This is a genomic window from Ancylomarina salipaludis, assembly GCF_004122035.1.
GTDB lineage: Bacteria > Bacteroidota > Bacteroidia > Bacteroidales > Marinifilaceae > Ancylomarina > Ancylomarina salipaludis.
In genome coordinates this window covers 447,983-467,376 of record NZ_SAXA01000001.1, presented here as the reverse complement: position 1 = coordinate 467,376, position 19,394 = coordinate 447,983, and the positions used below count along the sequence as shown (strand labels likewise).

Genomic DNA, 19,394 nt, shown 5'->3' with positions numbered 1-19,394 from the left:
TGTGTAAAGTAAACTTTTAATTACCAGGAACCTCCGGCGCCACCGCCGCCAAAACTTCCACCTCCAAAACCTCCGAAGTCACCAAAGCTGCTACCTCCGCCAAAGCCACCCGATCCGGACGAAAAATCGCTAAATGAGCTGCCATGTGATCGTGACCCAGATCCCATCATACCCAGTAACATCCAGAATGGAAGACTGCTTCCACTTGTTCCCATTGTGTGATGACCACGAGAGCGAGAGCGTCCAATAAAAGAGAAAATCAGGATAATGAAAAGCGGGATTAAAAAGCCAAAAGAGCCACCTTTGCCTGAACGTGAGTGTTGTTTTGCATACTGTTTATGATTGAATTCACCTTTAGCCAAGCCCATTAACACATTGCTTGCCTGATTAATTCCTTCGTATATCTGTCCCTGTTTAAAGTAGGGAATCATTTCGTTGTCAACAATCTCGTTGGCGGTAGCATCAGGAATTGCACCTTCCAAACCATATCCGGTAGCAATAAAAACCTGACCTCGGCTATCATGAGTTTTAGGTTTAAAAAGAATGACGATACCATTGTCAAAGCCCTTTTTACCGACTTGCCATTTTTCACCAATTTCATATGCAAAACTCGCAGCATCATAACCATTTAAGCTTTTTACTGTAACCAGAGTGATTTGATTACCTGTATTGGCATAGAATTGAAGTAGCTTTTGTTCTAAGGCATTGGATTCGGATTTTGTAAGAACATTTGCAAAATCGTTAACCAAAGTCTGATTTTTAGGTTTTTCAGGAATTTCCTGGGCTTGTGACAAACTGGAAATTGCCAGAGCTAGTATTAATAGTATCTGTTTAAAATATCTCATTGTTTTAGTTTTTAGTTATCTCCAAATGAGATGTCGTCACTTAATTCATTCACATCATCAGCTTGATAAGGAAAATGGGTTTTTAATTGTTGTCCGGCCATCTTTATGCCTTCAGAAAGGCCTTTGGCAAATTCGCCTTGTTTGAAATAACCGAGGATTTCTTCTTTAGTATGATTCCAAAAAGATTCTGAAACTTTAGCATTAATTCCGGCATCGCCTAAAATTGCGAATTTATGATCGCGAATTGCAAGATAAAAAAGAACACCATTTCTCAATTGTGTTTTTTGCATTTCCAATTTTGCAAAGATATATGCGGCTCTGTCCATGACATCATCAGGACAACTGTTTTCTATATGAACACGTATTTCGCCCGAGGTATTTGTTTCGGCTTCAGCAATGGCTTCTTTTATTGCTTTTTGTTCTTCTTTACTAAAAAAAATGGCAGCTGATTTCATATTGTAATATTAGATGTGAGTATGTTGAAATGTGAGCTGAGTGTTTGGGATAACTCAGCTCATATAGCTATGATCTCATGCTAGAATTTAACTTCCGGTGCTTTCTCAGAGCCTTTAGTTGATTCGAAATAAGCTTTCTTTTGATAGCCATAAAGACCGGCAAAGAATGAATTTGGAAATTTTTGGATGTAAATATTATACTGTCTGGAAGTTTCGTTAAATTTTTTACGCTCCACAGCAATACGATTTTCAGTTCCTTCCAGTTGTGCCTGTAAGTTCATGAAATTTTGATTAGCCTTTAGTTCAGGATAACGTTCAACACTTACCATTAAGCGGGACAAAGCTGAACTCAAACCATCTTGGGCCGCTTGAAACTGTTTCATGCCTGCAGCATTTAAATTGCCTGGTGTGATATTTACAGATGTGGCTTTTGCACGCGCTTCAATTACACCTGTAAGGGTTTCCTTTTCGTGAGTAGCATAACCCTTTACGGTATTTACCAAATTAGGAATTAAATCGGAACGACGTTGATAAACATTTTCGACCTGTGCCCATTGACTATTTACGTTCTCGTCCATGGTTACCATATTATTCTTAAATCCAACTGATTTACTGATTCCCCAGATAGCAATAAGGGCTACCACAATAAGGATAATGACTGATTTTTTCATATGTTAATCTATTTTTGTTTTTACTTTATTTTAAAATGAATGGTTTCAAATTCTTTATAGTTTTTAATGATTTTGTAAGATCAGAACGACAATATGAATCTACATTTTTTCTTTGAGAAAGGTATGAAACTGCGAGATATTAGGCAAAATGTATGCCTGTTTGGATAAGTAGACAAAAAGCGTCGTTGTAATGACAGGCTGGCAGAGCTTGAAAATTATTTTTAGTTGAAATATTAATATGATCCAAGATAGTTGTTTCTATATTGTAATTTTGAAACGACTAAGAGTAAAAATAAAATTCCAAATTATAAGGGAGACCAAGATCTCCCTTTATTATATCTTAATAACATGCAAATTGAATCATTAAGAGAAATTGAAATGTTGAAAGCTCAACAGGTTTCTTTTTGTGTTTATTTCTCATCACCCAATTGTGGCGTTTGTCAGGTTTTAAAACCAAAATTAATGAAGTTGATGACAGAGGAATATCCTAAAATAAAAGCTTTTCAGGTGGATACGGCTACACATCCTGATATTGCTGCACAATTGGGATTTTATACCAATCCCAGTTTTATCATTTACTTAAATGGGCAGGAATTTTTCAGAAGATCCCGCACTATTAGTCTTCAAGAGTTGGATGAAAGCTTGTCCCGACCTTATGGATTAATGTTTTAGAATGGTGGTTTAATAGGTCCCCACATTAAGCATTACCAGTGGACATGCTTGTTCAGTAATGATGCCATTAGCACGAGCTTTTATTTCGAACTCATGATTTTCAGTTCCGGGAGGGAATAAAATACGTTGGGGTTGCAAGCTAATCACATAGTTGTAATAAGCCTGTTGGTTTTTGGCTGATAGGTAAATTGCGACTGTGTTGATATCAGTATAATGTGGGAAACCTGTTTCAATTTTTACTGTATAGGCAGTTCCGGCTTTATTTCCGATAGCATAAGTTTTTATTTTATGTTCTGTCAAAAGCTTAATGCATTTGTTTGAATAGCGTTCAGTATTGGTACTCGCGCCAATAACCAGAGTTGTTTTCATTTTATGGAAGCTTAATAGTTAGTATTTTGTTTCTAGTTGAATATACAAAACATTTAGCATAAGACGAAAAAATGGAAAAGTGATTTGTAAAAAAGAAGATAATTAGATTTTTTGAATCAAAACAGTTGCATAAGCAGACACGCCCTCCTCAGTACCGACAAAACCCAATTTCTCAGTTGTAGTTGCTTTTATGGCCAAATCTTCGATGTCAATTCCCATGACAGAGGCAAGTGTTTTTTGCATTTCAGGAATATGAGGATTAATTTTTGGTTTTTGCAATGCGATTGTTGAATCTATATTACCGATTGTAAAGCCTTTTTGGGCAATTAACTCAACAGTCTTTTTTAATAATATTTTACTGTCAATACCTTTCAGTTCGGCTGATGTGTCAGGAAAATGAAAGCCTATATCTCTCATGTTTGCAGCGCCCAATAAGGCATCGCAGATGGCATGAATTAAGACGTCGCCGTCAGAGTGACCAAGGCTTCCTTTATGATGATTTAATTGAATGCCTCCTAACCAGAATTCTTCACCTTCGGCCAATTGGTGAACATCGTATCCAAATCCGACTCTAATTTTCATAGTTTGTTTTTTTGAGACAGAGCATTATGCTTATTTCTGATGCAATGTCTGTAAATGAGTGAATACAAAAAATCCTCACGTATGATGAGGATTTTAAAGGTATATATTTTTTTAGTTTATCTTCTATTCGATTTCAGATCAAGATTTGCTGAAATAGAAACGCGTAAAGTATTTTGAAGTGGGTTACTTTGGCTTGAAGGGATTAGGTAAGAAAAATCTAAATCAAACATGCTAAGTTTTACGCCAACACCTGCAGTATAGAATTTACGATTCCCTTTGTCTTCATTTTCATAGAAGTATCCGGTACGAACCGCAAATTGATTCTGATACCAATATTCAAGACCCAGACTCCAGGTTATTTCTTTGAATTCTTCGCTCATGCCACCCGGAGCATCTGAAAATGAACTGAAAATACCGGACATCACACTTTTGTCAATTTTGTTAGGATCGAGATTGTCGTTATTTTCTTCAATTTTTCTTCCTGATGAACTTGGTACAAGTAATTTGTTCATGTCTGCAGAAACTGTAATTGAACTGTATTGATCAATCTGGTGTTTGTAGGATGAACCTATTCTTAAATTTGTTGGGATAAATTCCTTTTCGCTGTCATCAGAATAACTGATTTTGGAACCGATATTAGAGACGTTTACCCCCCAAGACCACACTGATGGATTATGAGAAGAACCGTATTCTTTTCGATGATAGATAGATATATCAGCTGCAAATGCATTGGCTGTTTTCGACAGATTATCGTATCCTCCTTGTGAAATATCTGAGAAGATATATCGGAAAGCGATCGCTCCTGAAAAATTGTCACCCAAACGACGAGAATAAGCCACATCAAAGGATAGTTCGTAAGGACTCTTTTTGATAGGAATATCATCAGCTTGCTGCTGTAAGAAAATATCGCCAAGAGAAAAATATCTAAAGGATGCTGCTATGGTTTGATATTTATCTAAGCTGTAATAACCCGAAAGATAAGATAAACTCATATCGTCAATAATATTCCTTAACCAAGGTGTGTATGACGCTCCAATACCAGCCTCACTTTTAGTGAAACTATATTTGGCAGCATTCCAAAACATGGAATTGTGATCAGGACTGGTTGCAACGCCGGTGTTTCCCATGGCTGCTGCCCGGGAGTCAGGAACTATGGTTAGAAAAGGAACGGCTGTTTGAATATAATTTGCACCGGTTACTGATGTTTCTTGTGCTTTAGCCTTGTTTGAAAAAATAATAAGAGCAAAAATGCAAAGTGCTCTGGGTAAGATTTTTTGAATATTCATAAGGTTGAAATTGATTCGATCTGCAAATATATTATAATAACTTTAATTCCTTATTTTTATTATTTAAGGATGACTAATTTTTGAAATTTATTTGCTGTTTTCCCATCTTCAGTTCTGAGTTTCACTCTGTAAAAATAAACACCTCGACCTATGTTATCGCCAAAATCATCCGTTCCATCCCAGTTGATAGGGCCGACTCTGAAACCCGAAGAGTTTATGGATGTTTCGATGGTTTTTACAAGTTTTCCTGAAATAGTTAATATTTGGATCAAGACTTCAATTTCGCCACTTGCCTGATTGTGTTCAAAGTAAAAGCCGGTATGGGTGGTGAAGGGGTTTGGATAATTGAGCAGATGCTTTATTGCTAATTTAGCATTTTCAGCTACGACAAAATCAATTTCGCTTTCAGACGGATTATTCAGGTTATCCCATATTTTCAGATTAAGTTGGTGTTCCCCTTCTTTAAAATTCGAAAGTTGGTAAGTGATTCGGCCTTTTTGGTAACTGTCAATTTCGGTTTGATAATGATCATTTAACTCGATATTGTTATCAGTATTTTTATCAATTGTTGCGATTATATTGTGATCAGAATTAACACCAAGTGTGTTGATTCCGCTAGAATCCTGAACAATTGCCAGAAGGAGGGGAGATTCGCTGGTTGCTCCGCCATTTACAAATTGCTCATCATTCATGTAGAGGTCGATTTCAGGACCAAGTTTATCATCAATATTGTTAATATTTGATCCGCCAACAATTATGTCATTGGTATACCCACTGGCAGTAGTGGTGGTACTTTTAGCATAGTATTGAATTTTCCCTTTACCAAATTCAGGATTAATATCTTTGGGAACCAAAAAACTAAAGCTGAATTCACCATTTTTAATGCTTGCCTTTCCTGAGTATAGGGCATTGTTTTGTTCTCTATACTCAAAAGGGATTCCATCGTTTCCAAGCGTTGTTTTATCCGAAAATTTATCGAAAACTGTAGCGAAAAGAATTCCGTTAAATTGATTGAGCTTTTGAGAATTTTGGTTTTCAATTTGTCCGGATAGTGTTATTGTCCTTAGTGCTTTTAGTGTATCTGTAGCTTGGTTAATATTGATAGTGTTGAGTTTTAAAGTTGTAATGTTTTCTGTTGGATAGTTCAGTTTTAAGGCTGGATCTCCCAATAGGGTGAAGTTGCGTTTATTATTACTTGATCCGCTCGCATTTTTTGTAAGCCTCATGATATCGCCTAAGCGTAAGCTTTCATTTTGATTATTTGTTGAAAAAACGTAGTTGTAGAAATTCTGATTTAAATAGAAGTTGGGTGTTGAAAACACCAACCGAGTTGTTGTAAATAAGCCAATTCCGCCACCATTGTCTCTGAGAAGAATACTTTCACCAGCAGATCGTTTTTGATATTGATCAAATCGACTGAATTCACAGGTTGCAGTCATAAACAAAGGAAGGTATTTTTCGTTTTTCCAAGACTCAATGTCTTCAGTCATCATTATTTTTTCATGAGCTAAGCCATTTTCATTACCATGCCCGGTATAGTTAACAATTAAACAGCCTTTGTTGATATTATCTTCAATTTTTCTGTTGACCGCGGGGTAGCGATCGCCGGCAGGAGTTGTTTCCTGTTTGAAGGCATCTAAAAATATGCGATGGATCCTGTATTTAGGATTATTGTTTTCAAGCTGCATTGCCAATTTATTGGCATCACGCATATGGACATTATTATCTTCATCGTCACCAATAAAACAAACAGAAGTTTGCCAACTGCCTAAGTTTTCATTTTTGTTGTAGTTTAATATTTTAGATGTGACAATTCGGGCCTCTTCTGAAGAGTTTACAGGTAGACGACCAATGCCAATATCAACCAAACCTGTGGCACCTCCCTCATTATCGTCGAGTAAGCCAAAAAAATCATCGGTTACAAATGATTGTGTTGGCGATAAGGAATAGCTCGACTGGTAGGTTGGTATTTTGTTTGTGTTGCTGCTGCTTACTAATTTATTGTCGTAAGAACCGTCACCAAAAAGCAGAAGGTATTTGGGCATTTCATCTTCGCTTGTAGCTCTGTCATAAAACATTTTGACGAAATTTCGTATTGCAGCCGCATCAACTGTTCCTGATGAGAATTCATTATAGATACTTTCGGTACTGACTAGTGATACCTTTAGTTGATCCTGATTTTTGTGAAGTTCTGCCAGTTGGTTTGCATAGCTTAAAAAATCGGGATGACTGACAATTATAAGATCGCAGGCAGAGAGTCCGTGCAAGTTTTGATTTTGTACAACTCCAACATATTTAGGGCTGGGAAATTTTGAGTTGAGATCGAAAGCAATCAATTCCCTTAATTCATTCTGAGGTACATTAATAATAGCTGTACTTCCATTAAGCTCCCTTGCTATTTGTTTGACTTGTGATGCTTGTGTTACATCCCAAACCACAGTGTTCGGGTTGGCATTTTTAAGCTTAAAACTTGCAATATTGCTCGGGCCGATTGATCTTGTGTCGCGAAAAGCCAATTGTTCACCTTCAAAAATGAGTTGACACCTTGCATTCAATCTCATATAATCCAGCCAGCCGATTGAGGAGGCTGATCCTTTTTCGTATTTAATTTTGATGTTGAATTGATCTCCTTCTGCTTTAAAGTTATCAAAGCGTTCTCTGACTTGTGAAGCATAGGTTGCCGTATAGCTACCCGTGTTTACTGATGGGATATTAATTTCCCCGATTTGAGTTTCATTGGAGCTTAATATGAATTTTGTGTTTGAAGATGAACGTCCGGCAACATGTGTATTGATGCTGATGGTCTTATTCGTGTTTAGGTTCTGAAAATAGAATGGGATTGTATATGAGGTCGTGATATCGAAAATTTGTCCAAACCATAGTTGACCCGAACGGAGTAGGTTTTTATTGTCAAGATCGACAACTCTGTAAGCATCAAAATCGGTGACAGTAAGATTTGGATTTAGCTCATTATCGATTTTTGGAATCAGTGGAGATGCTGTCTTATCCGAAGTCAGGAAATAATGAGATGTGTTGCTGTAAAGATGATTTTGATGAATGAATTCTTTGGTTTCATTGTCATAGTTCCAAGAGCGAGGACCTTTGGCATAAAATAGAATGTAATCTCCTGAATTGAATACGCCATCGCTTCCTTTTGACATATAGATAGGATTTAGAATTAAGTCATCACTTTTTTCCGCATTGTTCATTTCAGGAAGCATACCTCCCCCTGAACCATATACTCTGACAGAAGCCGGATTCTCGATCCCCATATCAAGTAGCTGTTGATAGCTGATCTTATGGATGGCAGTTGTATCAACACTTATTTTAATCCATTTACCACTTGATAATATGGACGTGTTGGCGTAAAAGGCCTTACTTCCATTTTTAGTTCTTGTTTGGGAAGTTTGAGATGTTAGTTTAATCCTGAATTGCTTTAATTTTTCAAGTTGCCCGTTTGAGGGATTTCTTCTTATGGGAAGAAATTTGATTTGTAAATATTTTTGTTTCCGAATTCCGGCTTCATTTAATTGAAAATCAAAATCGGATGGTATTTGAGTTGGATTAATGAGTTTGATTTCCTCTTGAGATAAATTCTCAAAAACGGTTTCTTCAAGTATTACGGAATAATTTGTTTGATTCTGACCGATTTTGAAATTCTCAGAAAAAAAAGGAAGAAAGTTGACGCTTGCCTCTGTAGTTGCATTGTCGAAACTGAGTGTTTGGATTGATTCACCTTCCGAGGTGAATATTTCTGATATCGACCAATGTAGTTCAATTTTTTTTGTATCCTGAGGGAAACAATAAGTTGACGTAAATAATAGTATAAAAATAAGAAGCTTCCGCATTTTTGAATTTCAGATTGGATTTTGAAAGATTATGCCATTAAACAGACAGTAAATATATTTATAATTTAGATGAAGAAATAATAATATCATTTTTGAAACGGGATATCTTGAGAAAGCTTGTGTGAGATGTTTTGAATTGAGATAATTATAGATCATAAATTGGGATAAGTATTTAGGTAAAATGTGAGCTGATGTAGAAAATATCTAAAAAAGTAAAATTTGATACAATAAGTTCTATTTACTTTTAGTTATATTTGTTGGGTGAAGAGTGCCTTTTTTTTGATTAAACTATGGTTTTCTTTAACGATTGATAAAATTGAGTCAGTTTTAAACTTTCTTTTTTTCAATTGTTATTGATTTAAAAAATCGGTAAATTGGAACCACGCATGGATACATTGTTCAATAGATCTGTGTGTTGCAAACATTAATTTCATCAGATGAATAAAGTTTAGATGTCAAGTTTAAATCATCTTGCATTATTCAAATTGTTTGATGGTAGATATTTTAATTTAGAGTTGATCTTATAAATATTCAAGATTGTACTTAATCCCGTGATTATTAGGGGAAGTTTATAAGTAAATAGAAAATTTAATCATATGAAATCGAATTTATTACTTTCTGCGTTTGCAATTACTTTATTGCTGTTTTCATCTTGTTCTAAGGTGAAAAGTATAATTGGTAAGGAAGAGCGTTCGTCTGCTACTGGTTGGGCCTATAATGATCCTGAAAACGGTGGTTTTGAATACAAAAAAGGTTATTTGCAGAAAACAGGACCTGGTTTGATATTTATTGAAGGGGGAACTTTTGTAATGGGACGCAGTCAGGATGATGTTATGTACGAATGGAATAATATGCCACGTCGTGTCACAATACCTTCTTTCTATATCGATAAAACTGAAGTTAGAAATGTTGATTATAGAGAATATTTGCACTGGACCAAACGTGTGTTTGTGGATTACCCTGAAGTGTACAAAAAGGCCTTACCAGATACATTGGTATGGCGATCAGAGTTAGCTTACAACGAACCTTATGTGAATAATTATTTACGACATAAAGCGTATTCTGAATATCCTGTTGTGGGTGTTTCCTGGGAACAAGCTTCTGATTTTTGTGAGTGGCGTACTGATCGTGTCAACGAAAGAATTTTAATTGAGAAGGGGATTTTAAAAGAAAATCCGGATCAACGAAATGAGAATAACTTTAATACTCAAGCTTATTTGATGGGACAATACGAAGGTGTTGTTGGTACCAATTTAAAGGATTTAAATCCTGATAATGAAGAACGTCGTGTACGTTGGTCAGATGGTATTCTTTTACCAAAGTATCGTTTGCCATCCGAGGCAGAATGGGAATATGCTGCTTTAGCAACGATTGGAAATTCTACTGAAGAGCGTATTGGAGATAAGAGGATGTACCCATGGGATGGACATTGGGTTAGGAATGCGGATAAAAAGCACCGAGGTGAAATGATGGCCAATTTCTCAAGAGGGAATGGTGATTATATGGGATCAGCCGGTGCACTTAATGATGCAGGAGATGTGACCGTTCCGGTAGATTCATATTGGCCAAATGATTTTGGTTTGTATTGTATGGCTGGTAATGTGAATGAATGGGTTGCAGATATTTACCGTCCACTTTCATCTTATGATGTTGCTGAGTTTAATCCTTATAGAGGAAATGTCTTCAAAACGCCTTTATTGGATGAAGAAGGTAATATTGCTGAAAAAGATAGTTTAGGTCGTATTCGTTACCGTAATCAAAAAGATGAGGAATTGGTTAACCGCGTAAATTATAGAACAGCTGATAATAGAAATCATAGAGATGGTGATTTAGCATCCAGTGTTGTACCGGATACGGAATGGACAAATGGCGAACTTCGTACCAAAGGTTCATCTTTAATGTACGTGAATGCACAGGGAGCTAATAAAAACACTTATAATACACTAATCAATGATGAGTCTCGTGTATATAAGGGTGGTTCATGGAAAGATAGAGTGTATTGGTTGTCACCCGGAGCGCGTCGTTTCTTAGATCAGAAGAGTTCAAGAGATGATATTGGTTTCCGTTGTGCAATGACACATGTTGGATCTCCGGTAGAAGGTAAATAGATTTGATGTTATGATATAAGATTTACCCCATCGTGATTAACGATGGGGTTTTTTCTTGTATTTTTTTTAATTTCGCTAATTCAATTTCAAGCTCATTATATGAATATTTCAGAGATCTATACCCTGTTTCAAAAGTTTTCACATGTTGTTACTGACAGTAGAAATGTTGTTGCTGATTCCTTGTTTTTTGCCTTAAAGGGAGAGAATTTTAATGGGAATAAATTTGCCTTAAGCACACTTGAAAAGGGCTGTCGTTATGCGATAGTTGATGAGCAGGCATATGTAATTGATGATCGTTTCATTTTGGTCGATGATGTTCTGACTTGTTTGCAAAATCTGGCCAGAGAGCACCGCAGGAAGCTCGGAATTCCGATTTTAGCAATTACCGGAACCAACGGGAAAACAACAACCAAGGAATTGCTAAATGAAGTCTTGAAACAAAAGTTTAAGACTTCAGCCACACAGGGAAATTTCAATAATCATATTGGCGTGCCATTGACTTTGTTGGCTATGAACTCTGAAACTGAATTTGGGATTGTTGAAATGGGAGCCAATCATCCCGGAGAAATAAAAATGTTGTGTGAAATTGCTGAGCCCAACTATGGTCTAATCACAAATGTTGGTAAAGCGCATCTGGAAGGATTTGGTTCTTTTGAGGGGGTGAAAAAGACCAAAAAAGAATTGTACGATTATTTGGCACAAAATGGGGGAGAAGTATTTGTAAATTGTGATAATGAGCACCTGATGGGGATGCTGAATGAACAAAAAGCAATTCTGTATGGCAATTCTGAAGAGGCTTTTTCCAAGGCTCGTTTTCTTCAGGCAGAACCCAAACTCATTATAGAACTTCGGTCACCAATAGGTAAATTGTATATTAAAACACAGCTTATTGGCGCGTATAATTTTGAAAATGTCCTTGCAGCAGTTACATTGGGTCGATATTTTAAAATCGATGAGATAAATATTAAAGAGGCATTGGAATCTTATACTCCAAGTAATAATCGGTCTCAGCTATTAAAAACAGAGAACAATGTTTTATTCCTGGATGCGTATAATGCCAACCCAACGAGTATGCGTGCTGCTATCGAGAATTTTGCATCGATGAAAATGAAGAATAAATTTCTCATTTTGGGCGATATGCTGGAGTTGGGAGACGAGTCGGAAAAAGAACATCTCAATGTTTTAGCTTTATTGAAAGAGAAGGAATTATCGGATACGCTATTGGTGGGAAATATTTTTGCAAGTCTGGCTTCTGATTACAAATACAAAGCTTTTAAAGGTGTAGAAGACTTGTTGGAATATCTGGAAAAATCGGATTTAAAGAATAAGTATATTTTAATAAAAGGCTCAAGAGGGATTAAGCTTGAGAAAACGATAGAGAAATTGTAGAGTATGAATTTAGCTTGGGTTTATTTGTTGATTGCCGGATTTTTTGAAGCGGCTTGGGCCATAGGATTAAAATATACACAAGGATTTACTCGTTTGTGGCCGAGTGTATTTACCGTTATTGCAATGGGAATCAGCCTTTATTTCCTTGGCATGGCACTTAAGAATTTGCCTGTGGGGACAGCTTATGCTGTTTGGACAGGTATCGGAGCTTTTGCCACAGCAATATTGGGTATTATATTGTTTGGCGAGAGTGTACACTTTGCTCGTATCTTCTTTTTATTTCTACTATTGGTCGCAATAATCGGATTGAAATTTACGGCAAAATAAGGAGGCCTCGTGCTAGAACCTTAAATCGGAAAATTTCTTTTTATTCTGAATAAAATAGTCAGCAATGATGCTGCCTGTATAGATTTCGTGGTGAAATTCTTTTGTAACCAGAGGATTTAGTTTACGCCTTTTTTCACGCATCTTACTTAGGTTTTTGTAAAAAGAGTAGTGAGCCTTTAACAAAGCCATCAGGTTGTCGAATTCAAGACTAAGTAGAAATTTTACACCTGCTACACCATCTAAAATCATTCTTAGCAATAGAGTTGTGATGAGTTTTTCAGAAGGTAAATTTTTATAGAGCATAAAAAGATTGTTTCTGAAATTCAAATGTAATTTGCGTGAACTGTGATTGGGTAGTGTGGCTCCGCCAACATGATAAACCACACTCTCAGGATGGCAGACAATGCGGAAACCTCGGTTCTTTATTCTCCAGCAAAGGTCAATTTCTTCCATATGTGCAAAGAAATCAGCATCGAGTCCCCCTAGTTTTTTATACACTTCAGATCGGATGAAAAGTGCGGCACCGCTGGCCCACATCACATCGGTGAGTTGATCGTATTGTCCTGAATCAGTTTCAATGCTGTCCAATACACGTCCTCTGCAAAAAGGATAACCCAGATGATCAATATAGCCTCCTGAAGCACCGGCATATTCAAAGTCTGTCTTTTTATTGAAGGCTTTAATTTTGGGTTGGGCAGCTACAATATCAGTTTCTCTCTCGAATAAGTTATAGATAGGATCAAGCCAGTTTTCACTCACTTCAACATCAGAGTTTAGAAGAACGAAATAGTCATGGTTGAGTTGATCTAAGCCCTTGTTGTAACCATCGGCAAATCCATAGTTTTTATCCAGAATTATGGTTTTAAGCTCAGGATATTCTTTTTTAATAAAGTCAATTGAATCGTCAGTAGAATCGTTGTCAATAACCACAACTTCGGCCCATTCCCGATTCGAAAATTTGGTGACAGAAGGCAGAAATTGTTCTAATAATTTCTTTCCGTTCCAGTTTAGGATAACCACTGCAATTTTATTCATGATTTTGTTTTGGACTTGTTGTTAATAGTGAGCTAAAAATAAGCAAAGATTAGGATTGGGCTTTTCTGTTGTGTTTCCAACGTTTATGTGACCATAACCAGTAGGATGGCTTTTCTTTTATAATATTTTCAAGCAAACGCGTATGTAATTCTGTAATTTCGTTCTCTTCAGTTTTATTTGGTTTATCAGTAATTGGAATGAATTCGTATTCGTAATACCCACGTTTAATCTTAGTCATTTTGACATAAACTACGGCTTGATCCAGTTTTTTCGCAATACGCTCAGTTCCTTGTAGAATGGGCGTGTCCTGATTCAGAAAATTGGTCCAATAATGCAGGTTTCTTCTGTTTGGAGTTTGATCGCCAATAAACGCAGTAATGGTAAAATGCCCCTGGTTTTTATGCTTAATCATGGTGCGTAGTGTGTCATTTTTGGCTAAGGTTTGAGCTCCAAAACGTTCTCTGATTTTGATGAACATCTTATCAAATACTTTGTTGTGCAAGGGTTTGTATATGGTTAGGAAATCTCCTGTATTGTACACAGCAAATGAGGTTAACCACTCCCAGTTGCCATAATGTCCTAAAACGGCAACCACACTTTGGCCTTGCTCTTTGTATTGATTGAAAAAGTCGGGTTGTTTGCAAACACAACGCTTTAGCATCTCATCCTGACTGATATTCCAGAGTTTGATTGTTTCAACAAAGGAATCACAAAAATGGTGGTAGAATTCTTTTCTGATTTTTCGGATCTCCTCAGACGTTTTTTCAGGGAAAGAATTTTTAAGGTTCTGATTGACCACTTTTTTTCGATAAGCTATGACTCTGTAGGTAATGAAAAAAACAAAATCAGAAAGAAGATACAATACCCGCAATGGGAGAAAGCTCAAGAAACGACAAAAGGCATAAGCCAAATATGAAAAAAACGGAGTCATAGATAAATAAATATAGATGAATTGTGAGCCTTATTTTAGCATGAACTTCTGAACACAATTTTTGAATTCAAGAAAGTTATGCGGATTCGTCGCAATTATTTCTTGTCCAAAAATATAATTGTTTTGGCCTTTAAAATCACAAACTTTACCTCCTGCCTGTTGAACTAGAAAGGCTCCTGCCGCTACATCCCAAGCCTGAAGGCCATATTCATAGAACGCATCAAAACGACCACAGGCGACATAGGCCAGATCAGTTGCTGCTGATCCGGGACGGCGAATGCCCTGAGAGTTTATGCACAGAAACTTGAGTAAATCGATATAGGTATCCAATTGATCGAAATCCCGGTATGGAAAGCCGGTTCCCACAAGGCTTGATTCTATAGAAGTTGCTTTTGAAACCTGAATGATTTCCCCATTCAAATAGGCTGGAGCCCCTTCCCAGGAGTAGAAACATTCGTCAAGGCTTATTTCGTATACCACGCCGAGAACGATTTGATCGTCTTTTTTTAGAGCAATACTAATTGCAAAGGGTGAAAACCCATGTATGTAGTTTGTGGTGCCGTCCAAGGGATCAATAATCCAGTTGTAATGCTCTCCGGTAAGCGTTTCAGTGCCTTCTTCAGCAATAAAACCCGCATCAGGAATCAAAGGTTTTAATGCTTCGATAATTCTGCTTTCAGAACTCTTATCTACAAAAGTTACAAAATCATGTTTGCCTTTATTTTCAACGTCATCCGTCTTGATTTTTGATTGTTGTTCTTTTATAAAAGCGCCAACTTCAATGGCAATTTCCTGAGTTTGTTTACAAACTGATTCGAGATTTATCATTTGATGTAGGACTATGTGTTAGGATTTAAGCAAGTCTAAATTTAAAACTTTTTTCATCGATAAGTTTAACTTTTACATTGCCATTATCATTTATTTCCAATAAATGAACTTCAGCAATCCTGTTGCTCAGATTTTGGTTGTATTCAATCTCAACTTTAATATAATTTTCAGTAAACCCATACATCATTCCATTGCTATTGTGATCTTCGAACAGAACTTTTGCATTGCTCCCTAAAAAGCTTTGATAAAATGCTCTTAATTTCTTCTCGGATAAAATTTGAAGCATCTTGGCTCTTTTCTTTTTGTCTTCAGGGCTAACTGTTTCTTTAATTTCGAGAGCTTTTGTTCCTTGTCGCTCAGAATATGGAAAAACGTGTAACTGAGAGATTGGTATCTCGTTGATGAAATTGTAAGCATCAATAAAATCCTCTTCTCTTTCGCCCCGGCTACCTGCAATAACATCAACCCCAATAAAAGCATCAGGAGTCAGTTCTTTTATTTTAGTAATACGCTGAGCAAAAAGTTCACGATTGTATCGGCGTTTCATCAGTTTCAGCACATGGTTAGATCCGGCCTGTAAGGGAATATGAAAATGATTGACAAACTTTTTCGATTGGGCTACAAATTCAATGATTTCATTACTAAGCAGGTTTGGCTCGATGGATGAAATACGATAGCGTTCGATACCATTTACTTTTTCAAGTGCCTGAATCAAATCGTAGAAAGTTTCATTCGTACTTTGCCCAAAATCACCAATGTTCACACCTGTCAGAATGATTTCTTTAGCCCCTTGTACTGCTACTTTTTCTGCTTCCAATATTGTGTCTGCTATGCTCATATTACGGCTGCCACCTCGTGCAAACGGGATGGTGCAGTATGTGCAGAAGTAATTGCATCCATCTTGAATTTTTAAGAAGCAACGTGTTCGGTCTCCCATTGAGTAGGAGGCTTGAAAATCTTTCACCGATTCCACTTCGCAGGGGTGCATTTCACCTGTTCCTTTTTTCTCAAGATGGTCGATGTATTTATGGATATTAAATTTTTCATTGGTTCCCAAAACCAAGTCAACACCGGGAATTTGTGAAATTTCCTGGGGCTTGAGTTGAGCGTAACAGCCAATCACAACAACAAAAGCATTGGGATTTGTCTTGATGATTTTTTTTATGGCTTGTCGACATTTTTTGTCTGCCTGATCGGTAACTGAACAGGTGTTGATGACATAAATATCAGCTTTTTCAGTTGTCTTAACTGTTTCGAAACCCATTTCTTTGAATGAGCGACCGATGGTCGAAGTTTCTGAAAAATTTAATTTGCAACCTAATGTGTAAAAAGCGACTTTCTTCCCTTGCAACATGTTTTCTTCTCCTTTGCTGATAAATTTAGATGTGAGTCTTAAAGTACGAAGTCCAATAAAAGGGAATTGGAATTGCGTTTTTTGACTCGGGCGATTGTCTTAATTCCTGTTTAATTATATTGATAGTCAGGAAATAAGAGTCGATTTTATAAATAAAATGAACTACCTCAAAATATGAAATAGTTCATTGTTTATGAATCTGTTGCAAAATTAGAAAAAAGAATTTACTATGCCATAACTTTTGGGTCAGAGTACTCTTGGTAGAGTTGATGTATAATACCATCGGAAACTCCAATCTTTGGAATTTGGATCACATTTGAGTTGGCCCATTCCATAATGCTGAGGAAAATAGTTGCGGCAGGAATAATAACATCAGCCCGATCGGGATTCATATCGTAATTGATCATCAAATCGTCGTAAGTCATGCTACTGAATAAGGAGTGAATTTCCTGAAGTTCATGATAGCTAAGAACACGTTCATTTCTGGGACTGGCATATTTGAAAAGCTTGTTGATATTACCTCCCGAACCAATCAGTTCGATATTATCTTTTGCTGAACAAATATCAAGTAAGCATTCTTTTATGCGAATAAATTCGTTAAGAGGAACACAGTTCTTTAAAATCTTAATGGTTCCCACATCAAAAGAGCATGAGAAATGGGCAACTCCGGCAGAAAAAAGAGTTATTTCGGTACTGCCACCACCAACATCAACGTAAAGGTAATTTTTTGCAGGATCGATAATTGAAGAAAGATTGTTGGAAAAAATGATACTGGCTTCTTCTTTTCCGGATATTAAATCAATATCGATATCGGCTTCTTTTTTTATTTTTTGAATGAGTTGCATGCCGTTACTGGCTTCTCTCATTGCTGAGGTTGCACAGGCACGATAAGCAACCACCTCATGAACATTCATTAGTTTTCGGAATGCAATCATGGCTTCAATCATCTTCTGTTCTTTCTCGGGAGAAATATTTTTGTGCATAAACGTATCGGCCCCTAAACGAATAGGCACCCTAATGAGTGAAGATTTTTTTAGGTATGACTCACCATTCTTCTCAATAACATTCGTGAATAACAATCGGATGGCATTGGAGCCAATATCTATGGCAGCAAATTTTAAAATCTTCATAAGGCTAAATCTTAAAAAACAGTTTAAAACCAGAGCTTTAAACTGTTTCGGTTTGCCTAATTAATTTAAAGGTTTTTTTTAAATTATCCAATATTAATTTGTTAGAGCAATTTACTGGCTAATTCTGCCAGAAAGCTACGTTCACCTTTTATCAAATTAATATGTGCAAAAATCTCCTGATCTTTCATTTTATCTGAGAGGTAGGCAAGTCCATTTGATTTTTTATCCAGATAGGGCGAATCAATTTGTTCAATATCACCCGTGAATATCATTTTAGTTCCTTCTCCTGCTCTTGTAATAATTGTTTTGATTTCGTGAGGAGTCAGGTTTTGAGCTTCATCTACAATAAAGAATGCATTGGTTAAGCTTCGGCCTCTGATGTACGCAAGGGGTGTAATTTGAAGTTTTTCCTCTTTTAATAATTCGTCAATATACAGGTATTGTTTGCTATGTGCGTTAAATTTTTTCTTAATCACAGCTAAATTGTCGAATAGAGGCTGCATGTAAGGACTGATTTTTTCTTTCGCATCACCTGGAAGATAGCCCAGATCTTTATTGGACAGAGCAACAATCGGACGGGCTAAATAGATCTGATCAAAATGTTCAGCCTGTTGGAGGGCTGCTGCTAAAGCCAATAAGGTTTTTCCTGTTCCTGCTGTTCCTGTTAAAGCGACTAAGTTGATAGCGGGATCAAGCAGAGCATCAATTGAAAATGTTTGTTCAGCATTACGAGGATAAATGCCATAGGCACTTGGTTTTTCAACTCGGGTGATTTTTTGATCAACAGGATTGAAATGAGCCAATGCACTGGAATTGTTATTTTTAAGAATAAAGTAACGGTGACCAGCTAATTCGTAGTCCAGATTAAGATCTTCTTCTTTAAGCCCTTCTTCAGTTTGATAAAGTTCTGCAATTTTTTCGGAAGAAAAATCATTCAGGGTTTGTATCCCCAAACTCATCATATTGTCAATATCTTTAACCTGATCATTTTTAAAATCTTCGGACAAAATACCTAAAGATTTAGCTTTCATTCTCAGATTGATATCTTTGGAGACAAGTATGGTTGTTCGAGTGGGATTTTCATTTTTAATGAACTCTGCAATGGCTAATATTCTGTGATCCGGAATGTTTTCGTGGAAAGAAACTTTCATTTTGTCTGAGAATTCTTTTCCTGTTTCAATAAATAGTCGACCTCGTCCATTCCCCAGTGCAACACCGTCACTAAATAGGAGATCACCAGAGAGTTTATCTAATTCGCGTGTAAACTCTCGAGCATGAAAATTAATTAAATCGTTTCCTCTTTTAAATTTATCCAATTCTTCGAGGACCGTAATGGGAATAAGAACGTCATGTTCATCGAATTTAAAAATTGAATTAAAATCGTGAAGAATAACGTTGGTGTCTAATATGAAAATTTTTTTTTCAGTGGTCATAAGCGAGGTATTAGAGGGTTAGTATATCGACCAATCGTTTCATATCAAAACGAAGATTTTTGAAACGAATGCATCGTTTAGTGTACTGATATTTATCGAAAATATCTTGTTAAGTATTAGTAATGAAATTA

17 protein-coding genes are annotated in these 19,394 nt (G+C 36.4%); 4 read left to right on the top strand and 13 right to left on the bottom strand.

All coding sequences use genetic code 11. From position 1 onward, the window contains the following. Positions 1-20 precede the first annotated feature (20 nt). From EO244_RS01950 to EO244_RS01940, 3 genes are all read right to left on the bottom strand, one after another. Positions 21-845, bottom strand: a complete 825-nt coding sequence (locus tag EO244_RS01950) for a TPM domain-containing protein (protein ID WP_129252395.1) — start codon at positions 843-845, stop codon at positions 21-23. 11 nt (positions 846-856) lie between these two features. Then, the gene (locus tag EO244_RS01945; protein WP_129252394.1) at positions 857-1,300 is read right to left on the bottom strand and encodes a TPM domain-containing protein; all 444 of its coding nucleotides are present in this window, start codon (positions 1,298-1,300) and stop codon (positions 857-859) included. 80 nt (positions 1,301-1,380) lie between these two features. Continuing rightward, on the bottom strand, positions 1,381-1,971 hold the full coding sequence (locus EO244_RS01940) for a LemA family protein (RefSeq protein WP_129252392.1): 591 nt from the start codon (positions 1,969-1,971) through the stop codon (positions 1,381-1,383). A 348-nt stretch (positions 1,972-2,319) separates the two neighbouring features. On the opposite strand from EO244_RS01940, the gene EO244_RS01935 reads away from it, so the two are divergent. After that, positions 2,320-2,643, top strand: a complete 324-nt coding sequence (locus EO244_RS01935; RefSeq protein ID WP_129252390.1) for a thioredoxin family protein — start codon at positions 2,320-2,322, stop codon at positions 2,641-2,643. Between the two features lie 9 nt (positions 2,644-2,652). On the opposite strand, the gene EO244_RS01930 is transcribed toward EO244_RS01935, so the two are convergent. The 4 genes from EO244_RS01930 to porU all read right to left on the bottom strand — a co-directional run bounded on the left by EO244_RS01930 (position 2,653) and on the right by porU (position 8,728). Then, on the bottom strand, positions 2,653-3,012 hold the full coding sequence (locus tag EO244_RS01930; protein WP_129252389.1) for a CoA-binding protein: 360 nt from the start codon (positions 3,010-3,012) through the stop codon (positions 2,653-2,655). Positions 3,013-3,114: 102 nt separating this feature from the next. Continuing rightward, positions 3,115-3,594: a 2-C-methyl-D-erythritol 2,4-cyclodiphosphate synthase gene (ispF, locus tag EO244_RS01925; protein WP_129252387.1), complete on the bottom strand. Its 480-nt coding sequence runs from the start codon at positions 3,592-3,594 to the stop codon at positions 3,115-3,117. Between the two features lie 116 nt (positions 3,595-3,710). Further along, positions 3,711-4,880 (bottom strand): type IX secretion system outer membrane channel protein PorV, encoded by a 1,170-nt coding sequence (gene porV, locus EO244_RS01920; protein ID WP_129252385.1) that lies wholly within the window; start codon positions 4,878-4,880, stop codon positions 3,711-3,713. Between the two features lie 59 nt (positions 4,881-4,939). Further along, positions 4,940-8,728: a type IX secretion system sortase PorU gene (gene porU / locus EO244_RS01915; protein WP_129252383.1), complete on the bottom strand. Its 3,789-nt coding sequence runs from the start codon at positions 8,726-8,728 to the stop codon at positions 4,940-4,942. A 596-nt stretch (positions 8,729-9,324) separates the two neighbouring features. On the opposite strand from porU, the gene gldJ reads away from it, so the two are divergent. From gldJ to sugE, 3 genes are all read left to right on the top strand, one after another. Further along, a complete protein-coding gene (gldJ, locus tag EO244_RS01910; protein WP_129252382.1) occupies positions 9,325-10,836 on the top strand; it encodes a gliding motility lipoprotein GldJ in 1,512 nt (503 codons plus the stop codon). 99 nt (positions 10,837-10,935) lie between these two features. After that, complete coding sequence (locus EO244_RS01905) at positions 10,936-12,225, top strand: UDP-N-acetylmuramoyl-tripeptide--D-alanyl-D-alanine ligase (protein WP_129252380.1); 1,290 nt, start codon at positions 10,936-10,938, stop codon at positions 12,223-12,225. A 3-nt stretch (positions 12,226-12,228) separates the two neighbouring features. Next, positions 12,229-12,552 carry a quaternary ammonium compound efflux SMR transporter SugE gene (gene sugE / locus EO244_RS01900; RefSeq protein WP_129252378.1) on the top strand — a complete coding sequence of 108 codons (324 nt, stop codon included), beginning with the start codon at positions 12,229-12,231 and terminating at the stop codon, positions 12,550-12,552. A gap of 12 nt (positions 12,553-12,564) precedes the next feature. Here the strand turns inward: sugE and EO244_RS01895 are convergent, their stop codons facing one another. From EO244_RS01895 to EO244_RS01870, 6 genes are all read right to left on the bottom strand, one after another. Then, entirely contained in the window at positions 12,565-13,587 is a 1,023-nt protein-coding gene (locus EO244_RS01895) for a glycosyltransferase family 2 protein (protein ID WP_129252376.1), read from the bottom strand. 49 nt (positions 13,588-13,636) lie between these two features. Next, a complete protein-coding gene (locus EO244_RS01890) occupies positions 13,637-14,518 on the bottom strand; it encodes a lysophospholipid acyltransferase family protein (RefSeq protein ID WP_129252374.1) in 882 nt (293 codons plus the stop codon). A gap of 30 nt (positions 14,519-14,548) precedes the next feature. Then, positions 14,549-15,346 carry an inositol monophosphatase family protein gene (locus EO244_RS01885; protein ID WP_129252372.1) on the bottom strand — a complete coding sequence of 266 codons (798 nt, stop codon included), beginning with the start codon at positions 15,344-15,346 and terminating at the stop codon, positions 14,549-14,551. A gap of 25 nt (positions 15,347-15,371) precedes the next feature. After that, positions 15,372-16,700, bottom strand: a complete 1,329-nt coding sequence (gene mtaB / locus EO244_RS01880; RefSeq protein WP_129252370.1) for a tRNA (N(6)-L-threonylcarbamoyladenosine(37)-C(2))-methylthiotransferase MtaB — start codon at positions 16,698-16,700, stop codon at positions 15,372-15,374. 227 nt (positions 16,701-16,927) lie between these two features. Further along, positions 16,928-17,830, bottom strand: a complete 903-nt coding sequence (locus EO244_RS01875; protein WP_129252368.1) for a Ppx/GppA phosphatase family protein — start codon at positions 17,828-17,830, stop codon at positions 16,928-16,930. A gap of 101 nt (positions 17,831-17,931) precedes the next feature. Further along, complete coding sequence (locus EO244_RS01870) at positions 17,932-19,263, bottom strand: PhoH family protein (RefSeq protein WP_129252366.1); 1,332 nt, start codon at positions 19,261-19,263, stop codon at positions 17,932-17,934. Positions 19,264-19,394 lie beyond the last annotated feature (131 nt).

Bases quoted from the DNA above. Each gene is read 5' to 3' on its own strand.
- porV (WP_129252385.1), bottom strand. From the start codon at position 4,880: ATGAATATTCAAAAAATCTTACCCAGAGCACTTTGCATTTTTGCTCTT.
- EO244_RS01885 (WP_129252372.1), bottom strand. From the start codon at position 15,346: ATGATAAATCTCGAATCAGTTTGTAAACAAACTCAGGAAATTGCCATT.
- gldJ (WP_129252382.1), top strand. From the start codon at position 9,325: ATGAAATCGAATTTATTACTTTCTGCGTTTGCAATTACTTTATTGCTG.
- ispF (WP_129252387.1), bottom strand. From the start codon at position 3,594: ATGAAAATTAGAGTCGGATTTGGATACGATGTTCACCAATTGGCCGAA.
- EO244_RS01895 (WP_129252376.1), bottom strand. From the start codon at position 13,587: ATGAATAAAATTGCAGTGGTTATCCTAAACTGGAACGGAAAGAAATTA.
- mtaB (WP_129252370.1), bottom strand. From the start codon at position 16,700: ATGTTGCAAGGGAAGAAAGTCGCTTTTTACACATTAGGTTGCAAATTA.
- EO244_RS01950 (WP_129252395.1), bottom strand. From the start codon at position 845: ATGAGATATTTTAAACAGATACTATTAATACTAGCTCTGGCAATTTCC.
- EO244_RS01870 (WP_129252366.1), bottom strand. From the start codon at position 19,263: ATGACCACTGAAAAAAAAATTTTCATATTAGACACCAACGTTATTCTT.
- EO244_RS01890 (WP_129252374.1), bottom strand. From the start codon at position 14,518: ATGACTCCGTTTTTTTCATATTTGGCTTATGCCTTTTGTCGTTTCTTG.
- EO244_RS01940 (WP_129252392.1), bottom strand. From the start codon at position 1,971: ATGAAAAAATCAGTCATTATCCTTATTGTGGTAGCCCTTATTGCTATC.
- EO244_RS01945 (WP_129252394.1), bottom strand. From the start codon at position 1,300: ATGAAATCAGCTGCCATTTTTTTTAGTAAAGAAGAACAAAAAGCAATA.
- EO244_RS01930 (WP_129252389.1), bottom strand. From the start codon at position 3,012: ATGAAAACAACTCTGGTTATTGGCGCGAGTACCAATACTGAACGCTAT.
- EO244_RS01875 (WP_129252368.1), bottom strand. From the start codon at position 17,830: ATGAAGATTTTAAAATTTGCTGCCATAGATATTGGCTCCAATGCCATC.
- EO244_RS01935 (WP_129252390.1), top strand. From the start codon at position 2,320: ATGCAAATTGAATCATTAAGAGAAATTGAAATGTTGAAAGCTCAACAG.
- EO244_RS01905 (WP_129252380.1), top strand. From the start codon at position 10,936: ATGAATATTTCAGAGATCTATACCCTGTTTCAAAAGTTTTCACATGTT.
- sugE (WP_129252378.1), top strand. From the start codon at position 12,229: ATGAATTTAGCTTGGGTTTATTTGTTGATTGCCGGATTTTTTGAAGCG.
- porU (WP_129252383.1), bottom strand. From the start codon at position 8,728: ATGCGGAAGCTTCTTATTTTTATACTATTATTTACGTCAACTTATTGT.